This window comes from Methanobrevibacter arboriphilus JCM 13429 = DSM 1125 (assembly GCF_002072215.1).
In the GTDB taxonomy this organism is placed as follows: Archaea; Methanobacteriota; Methanobacteria; order Methanobacteriales; family Methanobacteriaceae; genus Methanobinarius; species Methanobinarius arboriphilicus.
Genome location: NZ_JXMW01000029.1, coordinates 31771 through 53798 on the forward strand (window position 1 = coordinate 31771; position 22028 = coordinate 53798).

General features: G+C 24.5%; 21 protein-coding genes. 16 read left to right on the forward strand and 5 right to left on the reverse strand.

The genetic code is table 11. The annotated features are described in order from the left end of the window. The first annotated feature begins 112 nt into the window (after positions 1-112). From MBBAR_RS09245 to MBBAR_RS09260, 4 genes are all read left to right on the forward strand, one after another. The gene (locus MBBAR_RS09245; RefSeq protein ID WP_080461060.1) at positions 113-508 is read left to right on the forward strand and encodes a universal stress protein; all 396 of its coding nucleotides are present in this window, start codon (positions 113-115) and stop codon (positions 506-508) included. 264 nt (positions 509-772) lie between these two features. Next, entirely contained in the window at positions 773-934 is a 162-nt protein-coding gene (locus tag MBBAR_RS09250; protein ID WP_211272931.1) for a rubredoxin, read from the forward strand. A 214-nt stretch (positions 935-1148) separates the two neighbouring features. Next, the gene (gene rd, locus MBBAR_RS09255; protein ID WP_080461061.1) at positions 1149-1310 is read left to right on the forward strand and encodes a rubredoxin; all 162 of its coding nucleotides are present in this window, start codon (positions 1149-1151) and stop codon (positions 1308-1310) included. 97 nt (positions 1311-1407) lie between these two features. Then, positions 1408-1917: a ferritin gene (locus MBBAR_RS09260; RefSeq protein WP_080461062.1), complete on the forward strand. Its 510-nt coding sequence runs from the start codon at positions 1408-1410 to the stop codon at positions 1915-1917. A gap of 150 nt (positions 1918-2067) precedes the next feature. Here the strand turns inward: MBBAR_RS09260 and MBBAR_RS09265 are convergent, their stop codons facing one another. The 3 genes from MBBAR_RS09265 to aroE all read right to left on the reverse strand — a co-directional run bounded on the left by MBBAR_RS09265 (position 2068) and on the right by aroE (position 4543). Continuing rightward, positions 2068-3048 (reverse strand): hypothetical protein, encoded by a 981-nt coding sequence (locus tag MBBAR_RS09265; protein ID WP_080461063.1) that lies wholly within the window; start codon positions 3046-3048, stop codon positions 2068-2070. A 68-nt stretch (positions 3049-3116) separates the two neighbouring features. After that, on the reverse strand, positions 3117-3449 hold the full coding sequence (locus MBBAR_RS09270; RefSeq protein WP_080461064.1) for a NifB/NifX family molybdenum-iron cluster-binding protein: 333 nt from the start codon (positions 3447-3449) through the stop codon (positions 3117-3119). Between the two features lie 188 nt (positions 3450-3637). Next, positions 3638-4543 carry a shikimate dehydrogenase gene (gene aroE / locus MBBAR_RS09275; RefSeq protein ID WP_080461065.1) on the reverse strand — a complete coding sequence of 302 codons (906 nt, stop codon included), beginning with the start codon at positions 4541-4543 and terminating at the stop codon, positions 3638-3640. Positions 4544-5060: 517 nt separating this feature from the next. Here aroE and hisS point away from each other — a divergent pair. From hisS to MBBAR_RS09290, 3 genes are all read left to right on the forward strand, one after another. Further along, positions 5061-6422: a histidine--tRNA ligase gene (gene hisS / locus MBBAR_RS09280; protein ID WP_080461066.1), complete on the forward strand. Its 1362-nt coding sequence runs from the start codon at positions 5061-5063 to the stop codon at positions 6420-6422. Positions 6423-6459: 37 nt separating this feature from the next. Next, complete coding sequence (gene hisI / locus MBBAR_RS09285; protein ID WP_080461067.1) at positions 6460-6888, forward strand: phosphoribosyl-AMP cyclohydrolase; 429 nt, start codon at positions 6460-6462, stop codon at positions 6886-6888. A gap of 146 nt (positions 6889-7034) precedes the next feature. Then, on the forward strand, positions 7035-8915 hold the full coding sequence (locus MBBAR_RS09290) for a PINc/VapC family ATPase (protein ID WP_080461093.1): 1881 nt from the start codon (positions 7035-7037) through the stop codon (positions 8913-8915). Positions 8916-9081: 166 nt separating this feature from the next. On the opposite strand, the gene MBBAR_RS09295 is transcribed toward MBBAR_RS09290, so the two are convergent. Then, positions 9082-10689, reverse strand: coding sequence for a right-handed parallel beta-helix repeat-containing protein (locus MBBAR_RS09295; RefSeq protein ID WP_080461068.1), 1608 nt, complete (start codon positions 10687-10689; stop codon positions 9082-9084). A gap of 937 nt (positions 10690-11626) precedes the next feature. Here MBBAR_RS09295 and MBBAR_RS09300 point away from each other — a divergent pair. From MBBAR_RS09300 to MBBAR_RS09340, 9 genes are all read left to right on the forward strand, one after another. Beyond that, positions 11627-13381 carry a right-handed parallel beta-helix repeat-containing protein gene (locus MBBAR_RS09300; RefSeq protein WP_080461069.1) on the forward strand — a complete coding sequence of 585 codons (1755 nt, stop codon included), beginning with the start codon at positions 11627-11629 and terminating at the stop codon, positions 13379-13381. A 705-nt stretch (positions 13382-14086) separates the two neighbouring features. Beyond that, positions 14087-14797 (forward strand): DUF2162 domain-containing protein, encoded by a 711-nt coding sequence (locus tag MBBAR_RS09305; protein ID WP_158082576.1) that lies wholly within the window; start codon positions 14087-14089, stop codon positions 14795-14797. 216 nt (positions 14798-15013) lie between these two features. Next, positions 15014-15670: a MotA/TolQ/ExbB proton channel family protein gene (locus MBBAR_RS09310; protein WP_080461071.1), complete on the forward strand. Its 657-nt coding sequence runs from the start codon at positions 15014-15016 to the stop codon at positions 15668-15670. A gap of 54 nt (positions 15671-15724) precedes the next feature. After that, positions 15725-16060 (forward strand): DUF2149 domain-containing protein, encoded by a 336-nt coding sequence (locus MBBAR_RS09315; RefSeq protein ID WP_080461072.1) that lies wholly within the window; start codon positions 15725-15727, stop codon positions 16058-16060. A gap of 247 nt (positions 16061-16307) precedes the next feature. Further along, the gene (locus MBBAR_RS09320) at positions 16308-16868 is read left to right on the forward strand and encodes an FmdE family protein (protein WP_080461073.1); all 561 of its coding nucleotides are present in this window, start codon (positions 16308-16310) and stop codon (positions 16866-16868) included. Between the two features lie 347 nt (positions 16869-17215). After that, positions 17216-17959, forward strand: coding sequence for a sugar phosphate isomerase/epimerase family protein (locus tag MBBAR_RS09325; protein ID WP_080461074.1), 744 nt, complete (start codon positions 17216-17218; stop codon positions 17957-17959). Positions 17960-18382: 423 nt separating this feature from the next. After that, positions 18383-19684, forward strand: a complete 1302-nt coding sequence (locus MBBAR_RS09330) for a phenylacetate--CoA ligase family protein (protein ID WP_080461075.1) — start codon at positions 18383-18385, stop codon at positions 19682-19684. Between the two features lie 112 nt (positions 19685-19796). After that, positions 19797-20228 carry an ACT domain-containing protein gene (locus tag MBBAR_RS09335; protein WP_080461076.1) on the forward strand — a complete coding sequence of 144 codons (432 nt, stop codon included), beginning with the start codon at positions 19797-19799 and terminating at the stop codon, positions 20226-20228. 177 nt (positions 20229-20405) lie between these two features. Continuing rightward, entirely contained in the window at positions 20406-20783 is a 378-nt protein-coding gene (locus MBBAR_RS09340; RefSeq protein WP_080461077.1) for a zinc-ribbon domain-containing protein, read from the forward strand. Positions 20784-21015: 232 nt separating this feature from the next. On the opposite strand, the gene MBBAR_RS09345 is transcribed toward MBBAR_RS09340, so the two are convergent. Then, the gene (locus MBBAR_RS09345; RefSeq protein WP_143746188.1) at positions 21016-21975 is read right to left on the reverse strand and encodes a zinc metalloprotease HtpX; all 960 of its coding nucleotides are present in this window, start codon (positions 21973-21975) and stop codon (positions 21016-21018) included. Positions 21976-22028: the final 53 nt, after the last annotated feature.

The following is a 22028-nucleotide window of genomic DNA, read 5'->3' on the forward strand; positions in this document are numbered from 1 at the left end:
TGGTATTGTATTTATAATCTTATTGATATTATAGTGTATTTATAATGTTATTGGTATTGTATTGTATTTTATATTGTATTTTTAATATTATAATGTATTTTTGGTGGTTTTGATGTTTGGAAATATAATGGTTCCTTCAGATGGTTCTGAGTATTCAGATAAAGCAGTTGATGCAGCTATTGAAATAGCTAAAAAGTTTAATTCAAAAATTACAGCTGTTTTTGTTCTTGATGAAAATACTAGCTTTTCTTATGATACTTTAGAAAACGAAGGAAATGAAATTTTAAAGGGTATTAGTGAAAAAGGTAAAAAAGAGGGAGTTATGGTTATAGAACATTTAATCACTGCTGATCCTCTTCGAGATATGAAGATAATAGCTGAAAGAACTCAGGTTGACTCTATTGTTATTAATTCTTCTGGAAAAAATAAATCTGAGGATTTAATGATCGGAAGTATAGCTAGTAGAGTCATTGAAACATTTGATATTCCAATTGTCTTAGTTAAATAGTATTAAGCTATTATTATTAATAATTATCATTAAGCTATTATTATTATTATTATTATTATTATTGAATTATTGTTATTAAATAATCATTAATAAACAATTATTAAATTGTATTATATAAGTTATAATAAAATTTTTTTCAATAATAATAAATATTAGAATATACAATATTATAATTGACATAATTATATTGATATAATTTTATATTGTTGAAATACATAATTTAAACATTATCTAAGTTAATGTTTAGTTAAGGGGATGTATCTTATGAGTGGAAGAATGAAATGTAAAGTTTGTGGATATATTTATGATCCAGAAAAAGGAGAACCAAGAGCTAAGGTAGAACCAGGAACTGAATGGGAAAATGTACCTGATAAGTTTAAATGTCCTTCTTGTGGTGCTCCAAAAAGAATGTTTAAACCATTATAATTAATTTCATAGTCTATTTTGGTTTAGTAATTTACATATTGATATATTTAGTATATTTGAAAGGTGTTTAGTATATTTGAATCGTGTTTAGTATATTTGAAAAGTCTTTAGTATATTGATGAAATATTGATTGAGGTATGTTTGATTTAATAAATAGCTAAAATTTAGCTAATTTATAATATAAATTCTGAAAATAAACTTTTAAGGTGATAATATGGATAAATATGTTTGTGATATGTGTGGATATGTTTATGACCCTGCTAAAGGTGACCCAGATAATGGAATAGAACCTGGAACTGCATTTGAAGATTTGCCTGATGATTGGGTTTGTCCATTGTGTGGTGTAGGAAAGGATGAATTTGTTAAACAAGAATAATTAATGAATTCTATTAATGAATTTTTATACTTTTATATTTAATACTCTAGCATTATAATTTTTTTAATTATAATACAATAATTTAGGAGGTGTTTTTATGGTAAGTACAAAAATGGAAGAAGCATTAAATAAACAACTTAATGCTGAAGTGTATTCTGGATACTTATACTTGTCAATGGCTGCATATTTTGAAGAAACAGATTTAAGTGGTTTTGCAAACTGGATGAGAGTTCAAGCTCAAGAAGAACTTTCTCATGGAATGAAATTCTATGATTACTTAGTTCAAAGAGGAACAAGAGTTACACTTTCTGAGATAAAAAAACCTCAATTTTCTTGGGAATCTCCTGTTGATGTGTTTGAGCATGTTTTATCTCATGAAAAAGTAGTTTCAGGCATGATTAATGATTTAGTTGATTTAGCAATTGAAGAAAGAGACCATTCAACAAATAATTTTTTACAATGGTTTGTAGCTGAACAAGTTGAAGAAGAAGAATCTGCAAGTGATGCTTTGAGTAAAGTTAAATTTGCTAGTGAAGCATCTAATGGTTTGTTTTTACTTGATTCTGAATTTGGGACTAGAGTTTATACTCCAAGTACAAGCGAATAACTAATTATTTGTCTTTTTAGTTTAAATTATTATAATAATTTAACTTTTTAGTTGTTATTATAATATAATTTAATTTTTTTATCTTATTTTTTATCTATTTTATTTTTTATCTTATTTTTATCTTTTATTCATTTTTAATCAATTTATTTTTTAATCATTCTTAATATCATTTAATTTTTCTTCTATGAAATTAGACGATTTTAAGATGTTCCATTTATATTGAGGTATTATTTCTTCAATAAATTCCATGAAAGATTTAGTAATTTTAATGGAGCTGTCATTATCGGGGTAGGATACATCTTTACTTTTATTTAAAATCTCAGGTTTTGAATTTAACTCAATATCTAAACTGTCTAAAAATGTATCAATCCAATTATTTGGAACATTTATAAATGGATAAACAACTTTGGTTTGTTTATTATTGCCTTTTTTATTACTATTGAATGTATTACAATTATCAGCATTATTATTAATATTGTTATAAGTATTATTATTAATATTATTATGGGTATTACTATTATTTTTACCATTAGAGATTGAAATTCCATTTCCTTTAAAAAAACTTGATAAAATGGATTCAACTTTTTCATCTAATGTTAATGATGTAAGAATAGAATCGATTATAACTATATTATCAGAGTTTATATTTTTCTTTTTTTCTTCATTTCTTTTTCTATTTATAAATTTTAAATCATGAGTATTTTCTAACTCATTAATATTTAGAGAAAAAGGTTTTTCAGAGTTTAAATTAGAAATAAAAGACTCAATATCATCAATATCATATTCAATAATATTTATCCCATATTTCCGTGTATAAGGTTCTAAAACTATCTTTAAAAGATAATCCACCTTATTTTTAGGTTTTAAAATTAGAACATTGTTTTTAGGTGATATTTCATTAGCTATGATTTCTGAGAATTTTATGCATATTTTTCTAAGAATACCTGAACTAATAATCTCTATTTCTGGATAATATTTTTTAAAAGTTTCTTGTCGCTTTTTAGAAAATTTAGCAAATCTTTGATCGTTTATATAAATGATATTTGGTGTATAACTAATATATCTAGTGTCTATACCAATTATTCCAAGTAGTTTTAAAATTTCTTTTTTATTAATATTATCTTTATCCATAAAATCATCAAATGACTAATAATTAAATATGCTAATAATATATAAAATAGATTATATTATTGAAATAGTTATTTTAGTTTATAATCATTTATTACTTCATCTAAAGCATCATCAATAGCTTTGTAGGATATTACTGGCTTAATCCCTTTTTTCATACATATTTCAAGGGGTTTTTTCCCTAGATTTTGCGTGATTAAAATACTAACATCATCTATAAGACTAATAGCTTGTTCTGACTTATTTTTTTCATCACTACTACAAGTAGGGTTATTTTTAACTGAACCTAGATATTCATATTTACCATCATCTTCAACTTCAAAAAGTAAAAAATGTGTAGCTTGACCAAAATGTTGATTAACATATTTTCCATCATCACTTGTTACTGCGATTCTATAAGACATTTTATTTTTCCTTAAAAAATTTATTTTGATATTTTAATTATTTTTAATATATTTATATATTAATTATAGTTTATTTAAAATTTATTATATATTTATTCATTATTTAATAATTTCTTAATAGAATTGTTTAATTATTTTACAAAATAAATAATTTTTATTAGTATTTTCATTGTAAAATTTATACAGGATTATTTTATAGATTCTAATATACTTTTTTCCATAACATCTAATGGAGCTTCTTTTCCAGTCCATATTTTGAAGCTTTCTGCACCCTGGTATAAAAGCATTTTAGTTCCATAGATTAATGTTGCACCTGCTTTTTTAGCTTCTTTTAAAAGACTTGTTTCAATAGGATTATAAACAATATCATTTACAACAAGGTCAGAATGCATTTCTTCATGTTTAGCTATTGGTTCATCATCTATATTTGGATGCATCCCTACTGGGGTTGTATCGATTAAAATATCTGCATTAGCTATACTTTTAGGAAGTTCATCAAGGCTTCCATATTCAAAATTCAAATCAATATGTGAAAAATCAATAGTTACTTCATCTAATTTTGAATTATCTGTAAAATCTGCAGATAATAAAGTTTTAATATCATAAGCAAGTGATTTAGCTTTTTTAGGACTTCTATTAATCATATTTATATTATTAACTCCTTCAATAGCTAATTGGAAAGATATTGCTCTTGCAGCTCCTCCAGCTCCAACTATCACTACACTTTTATTTCTTAAGTCACAAACTTCTTTAATAGCACGAATAGCCCCAACACAATCAGTATTATAACCTTTTGACTTTCCATTTTTAAAGTCAATTGTATTAACTGCACCAATTAAGTTTGCCATTATACTGAATTTATCAAGTTCATTTATTACTTTTTGTTTATGAGGAATAGTAACATTAATTCCTTTAATACCAAATGCTTTAGCTCCTCGAATAGCATATTTAAGATTTTCTTTTTCTACTTTAAATGGAACATAAACATAGTTCATATTCATAGACTTAAATGCAGCATTAAACATTGCTGGAGAAAAACTATGTCCAACAGGATTTCCAATTACTCCAACAACTTTTGTGGTTCCATTTATCAATTAAACACTCTCTCCGAACTTTATTTTATCTTATTATTATCATCATTGTATTTTTTAATATTTTAATATTATTAGAATTCTATATTGTTTTGTTTTAGTGTTATTATGTTGTACTTTAGTTTATTGTTGTTATTTGTGTTGTGTGTTGTTTTATTGTTTTGTTTTTGTTTGAAAATTTTTAATTATTTTTTGTATATTTAGGGAATCTGTTAAATATTTGTAAATCATTAAATATAAACTTTGATTTTTAGCATATAATTATATAAACTTTAATAAATAAATAATTTAATATTTAGATAAATAATTAAGTTACTAAAAAATAATAATTATTAAAATATAATATTTATAACTAGTTATAATATTAAAATTAACTTTATTAGAATTAATTATATTATTAGAATTAGTTATATTATTAGTATTAAATATTAACATTTACTAGTATTAAATATTAAAATTTACTCAATTTTAAAAATTTAAATTTAAGAATTACTTTTTCATTATAGTTGGAGGAATATTATTGGAATTTACAAGACCTCGTGGAACAAGAGACTTTCTTTTTGATGAAATGAGAGAAAGAAAAAAGTGTGAAAATACATTAAGAAAAGTCTTTGAAACTTATGCTTATCAAGAAATAAAAACTCCTTTATTTGAAGATTTAAAACTCTTCACCACAAAATCTGGAGAACAAATAGTTGATCAACTTTATAATTTCACTGATAAATCTGACCGTGAAATAACTCTTAGGCCTGAAATTACAGCTCCAGTAGCTAGATTATACATTAATGAACTTCAAAAAACAGCTAAACCAATAAAACTTTATTATTTTGGAAGTTGTTTTAGGTATGAAAGACCTCAAAAAGGTAGGTTTCGCCAGTTTTGGCAGTTTGGATGTGAATTAATAGGTGCTAAGTCTCCTGAAGGGGAAGCTGAAGCTATTGCAATGGCTGAACAATCCCTTGAATATTTAGGAATTAATACAGCTGAAATTCATATTAATCATCTTGGAATAGTAAGAGGATTATTTAAACATTTCAAAATTGATAATGAAATTCAAGAACAGGTCATGATTTTAATAGATAAAGGAGATAAAGAATTATTTGAAAAAGAAATATTAGAAAAAGATTTAGTTGAAGATTCTAATTTAAATTCTATATTAAAAGACATATTAATTAAAATTATTGATTTTGTTGGAAATGAGGATGTTTTAATTGATGTTGAAGATCTTTTAAATGATTATGAAGAAACAAAAGATTCTATTAATGAATTTAAAGAATTGATTAATTTATTAAAAAGTTTCAATGTTTCAAATTATACGCTTAATCTTGGGATAGCTAGAGGTTTAGATTATTATACTGGTATTGTTTTTGAAATTTACATTCCAGAACTTGGAGCTCAAAAACAAGTAGCTGGTGGAGGTAGTTATAATCTTGTAGAGCTATTCGGTGGAGAACAAGTTGAATCTACTGGATTTGCTTTTGGTTTTGACAGGTTAATGAATGCTATTGAACATAATTCTAAAAATATGAATAAAATCAAGAATAAAAATAACAATAAAAATGATAATGGAGATGAATTTGAAGAAGAATCTATCGTTGATGTTTTTGTAGTTCCTATATCTAATGAACAAAGAGAAAAATCTTTTGAAATTGGTCAAAAACTTAGGAATTCCGGTATTTCTACTGAGATAGACCTTTCAAGGAAGAAATTTAAGAAATTACTTAATGCAGCTAATAAATTGAATGCTAAATATGTTATTTTAGTTGGAAAAAATGATTTAGAAAAAGATAGCGTTACTATAAAAGATATGGCTTCTGGAAATCAGGAATTAGTAGCTATTGATAATATTAAAGAATTTTTAAATAATAATATATTTGATTAGATATTGATTGAATATTGATTAAATAGGGGTTGTAATTATTAAAATTAATTTTAAGCATGATGTTAATGGACAAAAACTAGTGATAGCTGTTGTTCAAGATTATGAAACTTCTCAAGTTTTAATGGTAGCTTATATGAATAAAGAGGCACTTACAAAAACTTTAAAAACTGGTGTTGCTCATTATTGGAGTACTTCAAGAAATAAGCTATGGTTAAAAGGTGAAAGTTCTGGAAATACACAAAAAGTTAAAGAAATTTTCACTGATTGTGATATGGATGCTGTTGTGTTAAAGGTTGAGCAAACTGGTGCAGCTTGTCATGAAGGGTATTATTCATGCTTCTTTAGAGAGTTTGATGTTGAAAAAATAAATGAGAATAAAACTGATTTAGAAGATCTAAATGAAGATGATTTAAAAATTATTTCTAAAAGATTATTTAATCCTGAAGATGTATATGGGAATAAATAAAGATTTTATTTATGTATTTTTAGATTTTATACATTTTTAGATTTCATACATTTTTAGATTTTATACATTTATAAATTAAAATTAAAAACACAGGGGATTATTAATTGGAATATTTTGAAAAATTGGAAATAGAAGACGAAGGGAATATTGAAAAGATTGTTCCTGATACTAGTGCTGTTATTGAAGGAGCAGTTAGTAAAATTATTGATAAAAATAATTTAAATTATCCTGAAATTATTGTTCCTGAGGCTGTTGTAGCTGAACTTGAATATCAAACTAATAAGGGTCAGTTTATTGGTAAAAAAGGATTAACTGAGTTAAAAAAACTTCAAAATCTTGCTGATAATGGTGAAATAGCTATTAGTTTCACTGGGAAAAGACCTAATAATTATGAGATTTCTCTTTCTAAAACTGGTGAAATAGATGCAATTATAAGGGATGTTGCAAAATCTGAATTAGCTATTTTAGTCACATCAGATAGAGTTCAAAGTGAGGTAGCTAAAGCTCAAGGAATAAATGTTATTTATGTTGAACAAGTTGATAAATCAAATGAGGAACTGAAAATTTCTAAATATTTTGATGATGATACAATGTCAGTTCATCTTAAAGAAAATGTTCCTCCTATGGCTAAAAAGGGAAAACCTGGAAATATAAATCTTGTAAAACTTGATTCAAAACTTATTTCTTATGATTATCTTAATAAGCTTGCTGAAGACATAATTGAAAAAGCTCGTCATGATTTTAAGACTTACCTTGAGCTTGATGAAGAGGGAGCTACAGTTGTTCAATCAAGAGAATATAGGATTTCAATAGCTAAACCTCCTTTTTCTGAAGGAATGGAGATTACAGCTGTTCGTCCTGTAGCTGAGGTTTCTCTTGAAAGTTATAAGCTTTCTGAAAAATTGATTGATAGACTTAAAAGCACTGCTAACGGTATTCTTATTTCTGGTTCTCCTGGTGCAGGTAAAAGTACATTTGCCCAGGCTGTAGCTAAATTTTTCTCTGAAGATATGAATAAGATTGTTAAGACTATGGAATCTCCTCGTGATCTTCAGGTTGGAGATGAGATAACCCAATATGCACCTTTAGATGGAGATATGGAAAAAACAGCAGATATTCTTTTACTTGTACGGCCTGATTTTACTATTTATGATGAACTTAGAAAGAATCATGATTTTAATATTTTTGCTGATATGAGATTAGCTGGTGTTGGAATGATTGGTGTTGTTCATGCTACTCGCCCAATCGATGCTATTCAAAGGATTGCGGCAAGAGTAGAGCTGGGAATTATTCCTTCTGTTGTTGATACTACTATTTATATTGAAGATGGTGAGATTAAAGCTATTTATGAAACTAATCTTACTGTAAAAGTTCCTTCTGGTATGCAGGAGGCTGATCTTGCAAGACCTGTTATTGAAGTTCGTGATTTTGAAAATGGGGATTTAAAAAATGAGATTTATACTTATGGTGAGCAGACTATTGTTATGGATGTTGATCTAGTTCAAGAGGATTCAAAGAGTAGTGATTCTAAATCAGCTGTAGATAAGATTGTTGAAAAGGAAGTTATTCGTGCTGTTAAAAAGATAGTTCCAAAAGCTACTGTTCAAGCTGAACTTGTTTCTAATGATAGAATAAAAATTTTTGTAAATGAAAAGTTTATTCCAAAAATAATTGGTAAAAAAGGAAAAAGAATCGATGATCTTGAAAGAAAAGTAGGAATTAGTATTGGTGTTGAGCCTATTGAATCTTTAAAAGATTATGATGATAAAAATGATAATAAAACTAAATCTAAAAAGTTTAGTGAAGAGTTTGAAATTCCTTATGAAATATCTAAAAAACATTTAAATCTTGATATTGGTTATGAGAACATTGGTGAGGAGTTTGATGTTTCTGTTAATGGGGAATATCTTTTTACAGCTACTGTTGGTAAAAAAGGACTTGTTAGGTTGAAACAGGGTCTTGAAATTACTGAAATACTTTTAGATGCTATTGATATGGATGTTCCTATTATAGGAACTTTTAGATAATTATCTATAGTATTTTTTATTAACTTTTTTATTAGCTTTTTAAATTTTATTAATTATTTATTAGATAATTATTTATTAGATAATTATTTGTTTGGATAATTATTTTTAGATATTATTCTAAATTTTGATTATAAAATCATTCACTATATTTTATATTAATTATTCATTATATTTTTCTCTTTTTTAAATAGCCTAAACCAAATATTCCTGCTATTATAATAAGAACTAAATAAGGAAGTATAGAATTTTCTCCCATAGCTTTTGCAATTTGATTGGATATTACTTCATATACTTTACTTAATAATGGTTTTCCACTGTCTCCAACTGAATATTGATTAGTGGTTGTATTTGTTTTTTTAGGGTTATTATTACTTTGTGTTTTAGCATTGTTAGTTCCATTTTGAATGGAAGCATTATTTAAGTTTCCATTTGAACCAGAATCAGTATTAGTATTAATATTACTATTAGTATTATTAGAACTTGTATTTGGAGGTTTTGATGGTGTTCCTATTTTTTTAGCAGAATAGATTCTTTGATCAGCACCAATAATATAACCTGTTTGTTTTTTACCATCAAACAGATGTAATTCACCAGAAGCAGATAATTTCGCTGTTAAAATAGAAGCAAGTATTCTTGGACATATATGGTTTCCACTATCTCCAAAATAATTAGCTCCAACACTTACTTCATCAAATTGTGGCTTATTTTTAATACCAAAATTTTCATTATTTAAAATAGAATTATATTCTATAGTAAAACTTGAAGAAGGATCATAATTATCTCCTATTACAATTCCATTTCCTGTTTCAAACATATCTACATCTGTATCAGCTGTTTGTTTTTGCTCTTTAATAAGATTAAATTTTATTATATCATTAATCGATTTACCATTTAATTGAATTCCATTAGCATTTTTAGAAATAGTATTATTTATAATATAACTTTTTTCAGTTCTATCATTAAGATTTATTCCATTTCTTTTATTATTATTAATTAGATTATCGGTTATATTAGCTAATTTTGTGTTTGATAAAAATATTCCATCATAATTATTTTCAATTTTATTTTTAACTATTTTTGTATTGTTTGAATGTATTAATTCAATTCCATGTTTTAGATTATTGAATATTGCACTATTAAAAATTGAAACATATAAAGATTTATATATTAATATTCCTGAATCATTATTATTTTTTATATTACTTGATGTGATGTTAATATTCTTGGAGTTTATAATATTTATTCCATAACCTTTTGAATTAGATATATTATTGTTGTTTATTTTGGAATCTTTACTATTATTGAATAATACTCCTCCTTTTTGACCTCCAATAATGATATTTGAAGTCATAGTCAGTGATGAGGAATTAACTATCACAGCATAGTCAGAGTTACTAATTATATTAAATCCTATTAATTGACTACCTAAAGCACTTTTTGTAAAATAAAATCCAAAAGTGTTATTTCCAATATTTGCATTTCCATTATTCTCTTTTGAATTATTTGTGATGATTGTAGTTCCATTTCCTTTTAAAGTTAATTTTTTGTTTATTATTAGTGATATTTCATTGTAAGTTGAATTTTTAAATTGAATTATGTCTCCAGATTTGGCTGAATCAATCAAGCTTTGTATTTCCTGATTTGTTGCATTATGCTCAACTTTTATCGTTGCAGAGTAGCTGGGAGAAATAAAAATAAAAATAGAAATAATAAATAAAATCGATAAGCATAGATATTTAATTCTATTTTTTTTTATTTTTTTAAATTTATCCATTTAAACAGTCCAATTTTTATTATTTTAAATTTTCATTATCTTAAATTAATATAATGAAAATTAACTGAATATTGCATTATATTAATTCTTTATAATCATATAAATTCAATTTAATCTAATATATAGATTTTTGCCTTGTCAAAAATAATAATTATTTTTTAATATATTTCTACATATCGTTTAATTTATGTTGATATATATCACTTAATATCTTTTATTTTAACATTTTAAGCTGCTTTATTCTTTTTTTACTATTTTAAATTATTATTTTTATTTTTTGTATTTTTTAAATATTATTAGATTGTAATTTATATATTTATTTGTTTTTAAGCTGTAATTGTAATTATTTATCTTATATGATTAAAAGATTACTTTTATTTAAAATATATTATAATAGTAATATTTAAATATAATGTATACCAAATCGATTATTATATAATTACATAACGATATTTGTATAATTTGTGTATATTAATATTATAATTAATGAATTTTATTCAGAATTAATTATTAAAACTATTAATGTAGATAAATCTAGTATATATGGCTATAAATTATATAAATAAATTATATGTAAATATGATATGGAATCCAGTCATATTTTATTAATATTTTTATTATATATTTATTATTTAATATTGTTTGAAAATTTTTAGTATTTATAATACTCAACATAACTATAGTTATATATTCTATTTTATATCAGATTTATCTTATATCAATATATCAGATTTATCTTATATGGAATTTATATAATATTAAATTTATCTAATCAAATAGTTTATTTAAGTCTATTTAATTAAATACTTTATTTATATTTATTTAATATATCTATATTCATTAATTATATGTCTATATTCATTATTTATATGTCATTGTATGCATTATTGTTTTGTGGTTATAAAATACAATTTATATTTATTATAATATTAAGGATGTGAATAATATTAAATTAAAGAGTAAAGATGATTCTAATAAAAGCATAGCTTTTATATTTTTTGTCTTATTGGTTATTGGTGGAATAGCTTTAAGCATTAATACTTCTTCTGCTGCAACTATTTATGATGTAAATTCTACCAATTCAAATAATGAGATACAAGATATTATAAATGGAATGTCAGATGGAGATACTTTGTTTTTTAATGAGGGAGTATTTGAAAATATAGGTTTAATTATTAATAAGACTATAACCATAACTGCTAGTTCAAACGCTCTCATAAAGGCCATAGTTGATAATTCAACATTGGACACAGGTGATATTTCTAAATATGCTATTGATAGAGCAGCAGCATTTTATTTTGTAAATGGGTCTAATAATAGTGATATTCACGGTTTAAACATTACTAGTATGCCTGGATTTGACTATTTAGATAATTCTTCTGCAACTTCAAAAAACGCATTAATTTATGCATTACGTAATACTAATAATATAAGTATTCATGATAATACTCTTAATAACTCTGCATGGGGTGTATTTTTAGCAATGAGTACTGGTGCAACTACAATGTCAGTTTATAATAATGTTGTTACTAATATGGCAGATACTGGTATAATCAATTTTGGTTCTGGTTCAGCTATAATTAATAATAATACAATATCTAATGTTGGAAGGCATGGTATAGATGTAAGGCATGGAAGCAGTTCAAATACAGTAGTTTCTAATAATACAATAACCAATGCAAGTGAAGGTATCTACACTATGCATTCTGGTGGACATATATTTGCAAATAACACAATAATTAATACTACTTTAAGTGCTATTACTGTTTATGGGGCATATGATGTTTTAATTCAAAATAATACTATGAAAAATGGGATTATTGGTATTTTATTAGCTAGTAGCTACCGTAATATAACTTTAACTGACAATAATTTCACTTACACTTCAAAATCAACCTCTCCTAACTTTGGATATAACTTAGTAACTGCAAATACTGCAACTTCTAATTCTAATGTTGATGGAACTTATTCTGATAGTTCTCAAACTCCTGCAAAAATTTCTATAGATTCTTCTTATGAAAAGGCTTCTATAACTAATGGGCAGACTGTAAAATATACTGTTAAAGTATCTAATACTGGAAATGCTTCTGGAAGCAATATAACTATCTCTAATATTTTACCTAGTGGAGTAAGTGCAAATTCTGTAATTGTAACTAAAGGTAACTTTTCTAATGGTGTATGGACTATTGATTCATTATCTAATGATAATGATGCTATTTTAGTTTTCTATGCAAAACCTTCAAAATCTGGAACTTTTGCTAATACTATTAGTGCAACCTATAATGATAACTTGAACAAAGGTAACAATTGGGTTGATCTTAATGGAACTAAAACTACATTAACTGTAGATAAAGATATTAAAGTATCTAGTAGTAATGCATTCAGTGCAAGTAAAGTAAAGAGAAATAAATATTTCTATGTAACAACTACAATTAAAAACACTGGATTAGATAACTCCAGTACATTCAATAGTAAAATAGCAACCACCAAAGGATTAAAAGTAGCAACAGTAAGTAAAAGTAGCTATGCATCATACAACAAAAAAAGCCAAACATGGACAGTCAAAAAAGTTCCTGCTAAAAAATCAATAACTTTAAAAATGAAAGTCAAAGCAACAAAAACTGGAACACAAAAAGTAAAAGTAACAACAAACGGCAAATCACAAACCAAATCTGTAAAAGTTGTTAAATAATAATATTAGAATACTAATATTATATATGGAAATATACATTGAAATATAAATTGGAAGATAAATATGAAGATAAATAGGAGATATGTATTAAATTATATTTAACAGTTTTTACTATCTTCTATTTATTAACATATTCTATTTATTACTATTTTCTGCTTATTTCCATCTTATATTTATTATTATTTTATAATTATTACTACTATATACTATTTCTATGAATATTAATCATATTTTATATTATATTTTTATTTTTTATTTTTAATAGAATACTATTTATTATCGATTATTATTTCTTTTAAATTTGCACTGATTCAACTTATTATAATATAAATAAAATTGAAAGATTATAAGAATTTTTAAAGTTTTTTACTCTAATTAAATTTTTTAATTATAAATTAATAATTTTAAATCAAGTTAATTTTTTAAAAAATAATGTCGTCATGATAACATTTATATTTATGGATTGTATAAATAAGAATGTTGTAGAAATTAATTGTTTATATGAATTAATTTTTATGAGAATTAATAGTTTTAAGAATTAAGAATTTTATAAGAATTATGATTATTATTGAAATTATTAAATTGTTAGATTAAATTATATCTGATTAGAAATATGTGAATAAAATATATCAGATTAAATTATATCTGATTAGAACATGTATGACTAAAATATATCTAATTAAGAACTTAATTATAGGTAAAAGTATGAATCCAATGGATATTTTATGGCAAGCAGGTGTGATAGCAGCAATTATAGTCTTTGGTGTTAAAATTGGTTTAGGTTCCTCTATGGCTAACCTTTCAAAGAAAGCAATATTGTTACTTATATCTATTTATGGTGTTGGTATCTATATCACTACTCAAATTGCATCGATTTATTCAAGCCAATTTACAAATTTTGTTATATCGTATAATACTCCTATATTTATAGCTATGTCTATAATAATGATTTTAGCTGGTTTAATAACTATAAGAGAATGGAAAGTTCATAAATGCAACACTTCAACAACATCTGCCCTTGCTGTAATTGCACCATCTCCTTGTTGTTTTTTATCTATCACTATAACTGCTATATTTGTTGCTCCGATATTAGGATTGTCTATTGGTGAATTAAGTCCCATAATAGCTGTAATTTTAGCATTAGTAATTATATTATCATATTTCTTTGCAAATATAATTGTTAAATTGATTAAAAAACCTTATCCAGTTATTCTTGGAAATTTCATGCTTTTTTTAGGAATTTATTTTTTGCTTGCTGCGTTATTGCTTCCAAATTTAATTGATGGATTCAAAAAAATTATGAAACCCATTAGTTTAATTGATGCAAACCTTATAATATACTTAATTCCTGTAATAATAATATTAATGATTATTGGAGTGTTCTTCTCTAAGAAAAATAGTTTTTTAAATAATTGATATTCTAAATAATGGATGTATTCAAAATAAGTATATATTATTGGTTATATCTTGTTAAAAATATCTTGTTGGTTATATTCTGTTGGTTATATCTTATTGATTATATTTTATTGGTTGTCTGTGGTTGATTATTTTCTAAATATAAATATAAATATAAATTTAAAATTAAAACTAAAAATAAATATTTTTGATGTTTTTAAATTATTAGGTGGTTAAATGGTTTTAAGTATTCCTGGAAGTGGAATTTTAACTTCAACTTTAAATGTGATTTCTCAAAGTTTGCTGATTCCTGTTATTATTCTTTTGTTAGTATTTGTTGTTTATGCAGTTATTACAATTGGTAGTCTTATTTCTGAGTATAGTTCTAGAAAGAAGGTTCCAGTTTCAGTTATGAAAAATTTAATTCATGATATTTCTTTAGCTGAAAATGCTGAAGTTGCCAAAAGTGCTATTAATTCTTCAGAAATTCCTGAAAAGCAAAAAGAGGATTTATTAGATTTAATATCTTCTGAAGATTTATCTAAAGAATCTCGCGAAGCTTTAGCTAGGAAATTGATTGAGAATGAAGAGAATTTAATAGATAAAATTCTTGAAAAAACTGATATTATGGCTCGTATTGGTCCAACTTTAGGTTTGATGGGAACTTTAATTCCTATGGGTCCAGGACTTGCAGCTTTAGGTAGTGGTGATGTCACTGGCCTTGCTAATGCAATTATTGTTGCTTTTGATACAACTGTCGTTGGTATTGGTGCAGGTGCAGTAGGTTATTTTGTATCTAAAATAAGAAAAAGATGGTATGATGATTACTTATCTAATTTAGATGCACTTTCAGATGCAGTACTTGATTTTATGAAAAAAAATTATCAAAATTAATACTTTCAATAAATTTATGAGTTATTTGATTTATAAAAGTTATTTGTGGTTTTTATGGTTAGGTCCAAAAAAAATAGGAGGTCTTCAAGAACTGAAGAGGATCCAATGGCAGGTACAACTAATCTTGTTGATGCAATGCTTGTGATATCTGTAGGTTTATTAGTTTTTCTTGTAATGTCATGGAATATGCAATCTGTTGTTTTTAATGCTGATATGACTCCTGAAGAAAAAGAATCAACTATGGAGAAAATAAAAAGTGTTTCTGAAGTAAAACAAGGAAAAGAAATAGATGATAATATAAACTCATCTAATAGCTCTGGTGAAGGATATGTGGAAATGGGTAAAGTTTACAAAGATCCAAACACGGGGAAGCTAATAATGGTTGAGTAATATGAAACTATTTTTTAAGTATTTCAAGATTTTTATATAATTGTTTTATATAATCTTTTTTGATACTTATAATTTTAATACTATATTTATAATACTATATTTATAATATTATAATTATAATATTATATCTATAATATTATATTCTATTAGTATATTTTTAATATATATTTTTAATAATCTTTTTAATTTCATCTTTCTAATATTATATTTTTTGATATTTCTTTTAAATAAATATGGAGGTAATATAATGAATAATATTTTTAATGAACAATTAGAGAAAGCTAAAAATTTTCATGGAGAAATATGCGGTGGAGTTTTAACAGGAACTAAAATGACAATTTATGCAATTGAAGAACTTAATCTCAATTTTAATGAAAAAAATCCTGAATTAATAGCTATTGTTGAAATTGATCGTTGTGTTTATGATGCGGTTCAAGCTATTACACAAGGTTCAACTGGAACTAAGTCTGTTAAACTAATAGACTATGGAAAATTTGCAGTTACTTTTTATAATAAGGAAACTGATGAAGCTATTAGATTAACTGATGTTGATGCAAGTTCAAGTGTTAATACTGGTGAAACTATAGATGAAAGAATTGAGAGGTATAAAAACACACCTGCTAATGAATTATTTAAAATCGAAGATGTTAAAGTCTTTTTTGATGAAAATAATTTGCCTGGCATGCCAACAATTAAAAAAAGATGTTCTGTTTGTGATGAAGTTGTTTTAGATAATAAGCATTCATTAATTAATGGTAAGCCTATTTGTCAGTCTTGTTTTAAAGGATCTTATTATGAAATAATCTAAACATTAATTATAATTAAACATTAATTACAATGTTTTTTCCTATTTTATTAGTTATTCTTTTTAATTACTATTATTAGCTATTAGAATGTCTATTTTTATTTAGTTATTATTTATTGATATTTCTTATTTTATTCTTTTTTATGAACAATTATTTTGATATTTTTATATATTAATTTTATTAAAATAAGATATGTTTTAAAGTCAAATTACAAATAATAAATTATATTAATCTTTTAAACATTATTATAATTAGAGTATATTATAAATTATTATGAAATATTTTAAATAAAATTATATAATAAAATCTGATAAATAGCAAGAAGAATTAAAATAATTTGTGTGATAAAATGAAAATAGGAGTATCAACATTAGCTATTAATAATAATGAATTATATGAAAACTTAAAATTTTTAGAAGAGTTGGATATTGATTATGTTGAAATATTACAAGAGTATCCAAATTCTAATATTGATGTTGATTTATTAAATTCATTTAATTTTCATTATACGATTCATTCTCCTATTATTGATTTGAACATTGCCTCTTTGAACAAATCTATTCAAATGGCTTCTATAAATGAAGTTGGAAAATCTATAGATTTAGCTAATAGTCTTGATAGTAATATTGTTGTTGTTCATCCTGGTTCTGTTCCTTTTTTAGCACGTGGCTATATTGATAAAGTTTTAGTTAAGTGTCGTGAGTCACTTATAACTTGTGAAAATTATGCTAAAGATTTGGGAGTTAATATAGCTGTTGAAAATATGCCAAATATTGATGATTTTCTTTATAAAGATATTAATGAGCTTAATAAACTGTTAATTAATTTAGATATAGGAATGACTCTTGATGTTGGTCATGCTGGTGTTAATGGTTTTTTAGAAAATGATATGTATTTTGATTCAATTAAACATGTACATTTATCTGATAATAATCATGATCATGATATGCACTATGCTTTAGGTGAAGGATCAATCGATTTTAAGGCAGTGATTAAAAACTTTGAGGAAAATAATTATGATGGTATATATGTAATTGAAGTAAATGATAAAGAATCTGTTCTAAAGAGTTTAGAATATCTAGAAAAATTATAAATTAAATTTATAAACTATTTTTAATTTTTAACAAGGTATAATATAAAAATAGAAATTATATATAAAGAGTTATATAATAAAGATTATTCATATAATAAAAATAAAAACTAATATTTATTTATAAATATCATGTTTATTGATTAATAGTTATTATAGTTATTATAGTTATTAGAGTTACTAGAGTTATTAATTAGTACAGTATTAATTATTGTAATTATTAATAGTTATTATAGCTATTAATACTTATTATTTAATATTTTTAATAGTTTTAATAGATTGGATCGTTTTAATACTTGTAATATTAGATAATATTTTTAATATCTATTATATTTATAATATTATTAAAATTTATTATAATTAATTAATATTAATTTATTTTATTAAAATCTTTGAAGGTAAGGTAAATAAGGAAAGGTAAATAATATGATATGGAATGAAGAAGCAGAATGTATGTCTAGAGAGGAATTAAGAGAAATTCAACTAAAGAAGCTACAAAAGATTGTTAAAAAAGCTTATGAAAATGTACCATATTATAATAAAAAATATACAAAATTAGGAGTATTTCCTGAAGATATTGAAACTCTTGAAGACATTAACAAACTTCCTTTCACTACTAAAGATGATCTTAGAGAGGGTTATCCATTTGGTATGTTTGCAGTACCTCCAAAAGAAATAGTGGAAGTTCATAGCTCCTCTGGAACCACTGGAAAACCTGTTGTTTCAGGTTATACAAGAAAAGATCTGGATAATTGGAGTGAAATTATGGCAAGAGGTCTTAATATGATGGGTATTCATGAAGAGGATATTATTCAAAATACTCATGGTTATGGTCTTTTTACTGGAGGCTTTGGAGTTCATTATGGTGCTCAAAAAATCGGATCAATAGTTGTTCCAATTTCTACTGGTCAAACAAGAAGACAAATTGAAATTATGAAAGATTTTGGAACTACTACATTGATATTCACTCCTTCTTATGGTTTATATCTTGCTGAAGTAGCAAAAGAAGAGGGAATTGATCCAAAATCTGTTGGATTAAAAGCTATTGGATTTGGAGCTGAGATGTGGACTGAAGAAATGAGAAAAAAAATTGAAAATGATTTTAATGCTCCAGCATTTAATATTTATGGGCTAACTGAGTTAATGGGACCAGGAATAGCTGTTGAATGTAGCTCTCAAAATGGATTACATATTTCTGAAGATTACTTTTTACCAGAGATTATAGATCCTAACACTGGAAAACAATTAGAAGAAGGAAAAAAAGGAGAATTAGTTTTAACAAATTTAGAAAGAGAGGGAATGCCTATTATTCGTTTTAGAACAAAGGATATTACATCTCTTCATTATGACAAATGTGAATGTACTAGGACTTTTGTAAAAATGGATAGAATAACTGGTAGATCTGATGATATGATTAAAGTTAAAGGTGTAGCTATCTTTCCATCTCAAATTGAGAAGGCATTACTTAAAATTGATAGTATAGAACCTCATTATCAGATTATTGTGAATAGACCTCATTTAATGGATGAAATTGAGGTTAAGGTTGAAGCATCTCCAGATATATTTTTTGATGAAGTAAAAGAAATGATTAATATAAAAAAGAAGATTGAAGATTATATTGAAAATGAAATTGGTCTAAGGGTTAAAGTTTCACTTGTTGAACCTAAAAGTATTCCTAGAAGTGAAGGAAAAGCTGTTAGGGTAATAGATAAAAGAGATTTGCATTAAATAAAATTTGTATTAAATAGCTTTATCTTAATAATGATATGAGGATATAATTGAAAATTAGTTTATATAGGGATATGATTAAAAATTTGTTAGTAATAATGTGAGGGATATAATGAAAATTAGTCAATTATCAATATTTTTAGAAAATAAAGAAGGAAGATTATGGAATGCATTAGATGCTCTAGCTAATGGTGGGATAAATATCAGAGCATTATCATTAGCAGATACTTCTGATTTTGGAATTTTAAGAATTATTGTTCATGATCCAGAAAAAGCAAAAAAAATACTTGAAGAAAATGATTTTATTGTAAAAATTATTGATGTGGTTGGAGTTGAGTTAGATGATACTCCTGGAGGACTTGCTAATGTTTTAAAATTATTGAATGAAAATAATATTAATTTGGAATATATTTACGCTTTTACTCATGAAAAAACAGAAAAGGCTATATTATTACTTCAATCTAAAGATTTAGATATCCTTATAAATGTTTTAGAAAATAATAATGTTAATATAGTTCCATCTAAAGAAGTTTATAACTTGTAAAAATTCTTATTATTAATTATTAACTATTACTAATTAATACTAATTATTATTAATTATTACTAACTAATACTAATTATTATTAAGTATTACTAGTTAATAATTATTATTAATATTATTATTTCTTAATTTTATCATATCTTAACTTTATATTTTATAAAAATATAAAAAGGTGAAAAAATGGATAGTTATTGTCCAGAATGCGGGAAAAAATTAGAAGAAGGAAGTGACTTTTGTTCTGATTGTGGAACTAAAGTTAATTCTGAAAGTGTAAATGATTTTGAAAAAAACAATGAAAGTACTTATGAACAAACAAAAATAATAGTTAAAGATGAGAAAAGTCCTGGTTTAGCAGCTGTTTTATCATTCTTAATTATTGGTTTAGGTCAAATATATAATGGAGAAATTGCTAAAGGATTAATTCTATTAGTTGTATCATATATATGTATAGCTTTATTCTTCCTTATAATTCCGCCTGTCATAGCAGTAATTTTATGGGTATATGCTATTTATGATGCTTATAATACAGCTAAAGATATTAATGCAGGTATTTACTAATAATCTGTTTATTTATAAGTAGATTAAAGAAAAATTATTAATGATAATAGGTATATTAGTAGCAATAATTACTTAAAAGATAAAATTAAAAACAAAAAAATACAAAAAACAAAGAAAATTGAATAATTAAATATTAAAAAACTAATTAACTAAAATTAACTAAAAATTAACTAAAATTAATTATTAAAAACTAATTAATTAAAAAATTAAAGAATTAAAAATTAAATATTGATTAGCTATACTCAGCTAATCTTTCTATTCTTTTTAACATATTTGGATGGGTTGAAAACAATTCCATAACTTTATCACTAGTTTTTATATTAACATTTTTACTTTTTAATTGAGCTAACTCAATTTCAGATATTTCACCATCTCTATTTAGATCTAGTTGAGATAATTGTTCTATATCATCTCTAGCATTTGATATATCATTTAAAAAGAATGCTTTTACTCCTTGAATATCTTTAACTTCTTCTTTAGGAGATTTTGCAGCACCATAAACAAGTTTATATAAAGCTGAAGCTAATTTATCTGGTTTTCCACCAATTTCAATACTTCCCTGATCTGCATAATATTCTCTAGTTCTTGATATGAATAAAACAATTAATTGACCTATGAAGTAAGCAGCAATAGCTAAAACTCCGATTAAAATACCTCCACCATTCCTACTGTCTCCACTAAATATAAATGAAAGAGCAATATAATAACATATAAGTGGAACTGCACTTACTAAGGTTGTAACAGCCATATCATTATGTTTAATATGGGATAACTCATGTCCAAGAACGGCTTTTAGTTCATCCTTGTTTAATGTATTAAGAATTCCTCTTGTAACACAAACCCTTCCATCTCTTTTAGTTCTTCCAAAAGCAAATGCATTCGGAATATTTGTTTCAGAAACTCCGATTTTAGGTTTTGGAATTCCTGCATTCATAGCTAATTCACTAACCATTTGGTGTAATTCTGGGGCTTGTTGTTCTGTAACATATTTTACCCCCATCGTTTTTTCAACAATTGAAGGGCTTATTAAATATTGTATAAATATTATTGCGAATCCCATTATTGCAAATAATGTGTAATTACCACCATAACCTAGAAATGTCGCTATTAATATTACGATAGCATATATTAAACCCATTAATAGGGCTACAGCTAAAAATAATCTTATTTTAAGTTTCCATGTGTTTGAAATCATTTAAATACCTTTTATTATAAAATATTCTTTATTTATAATCTATTAACTAT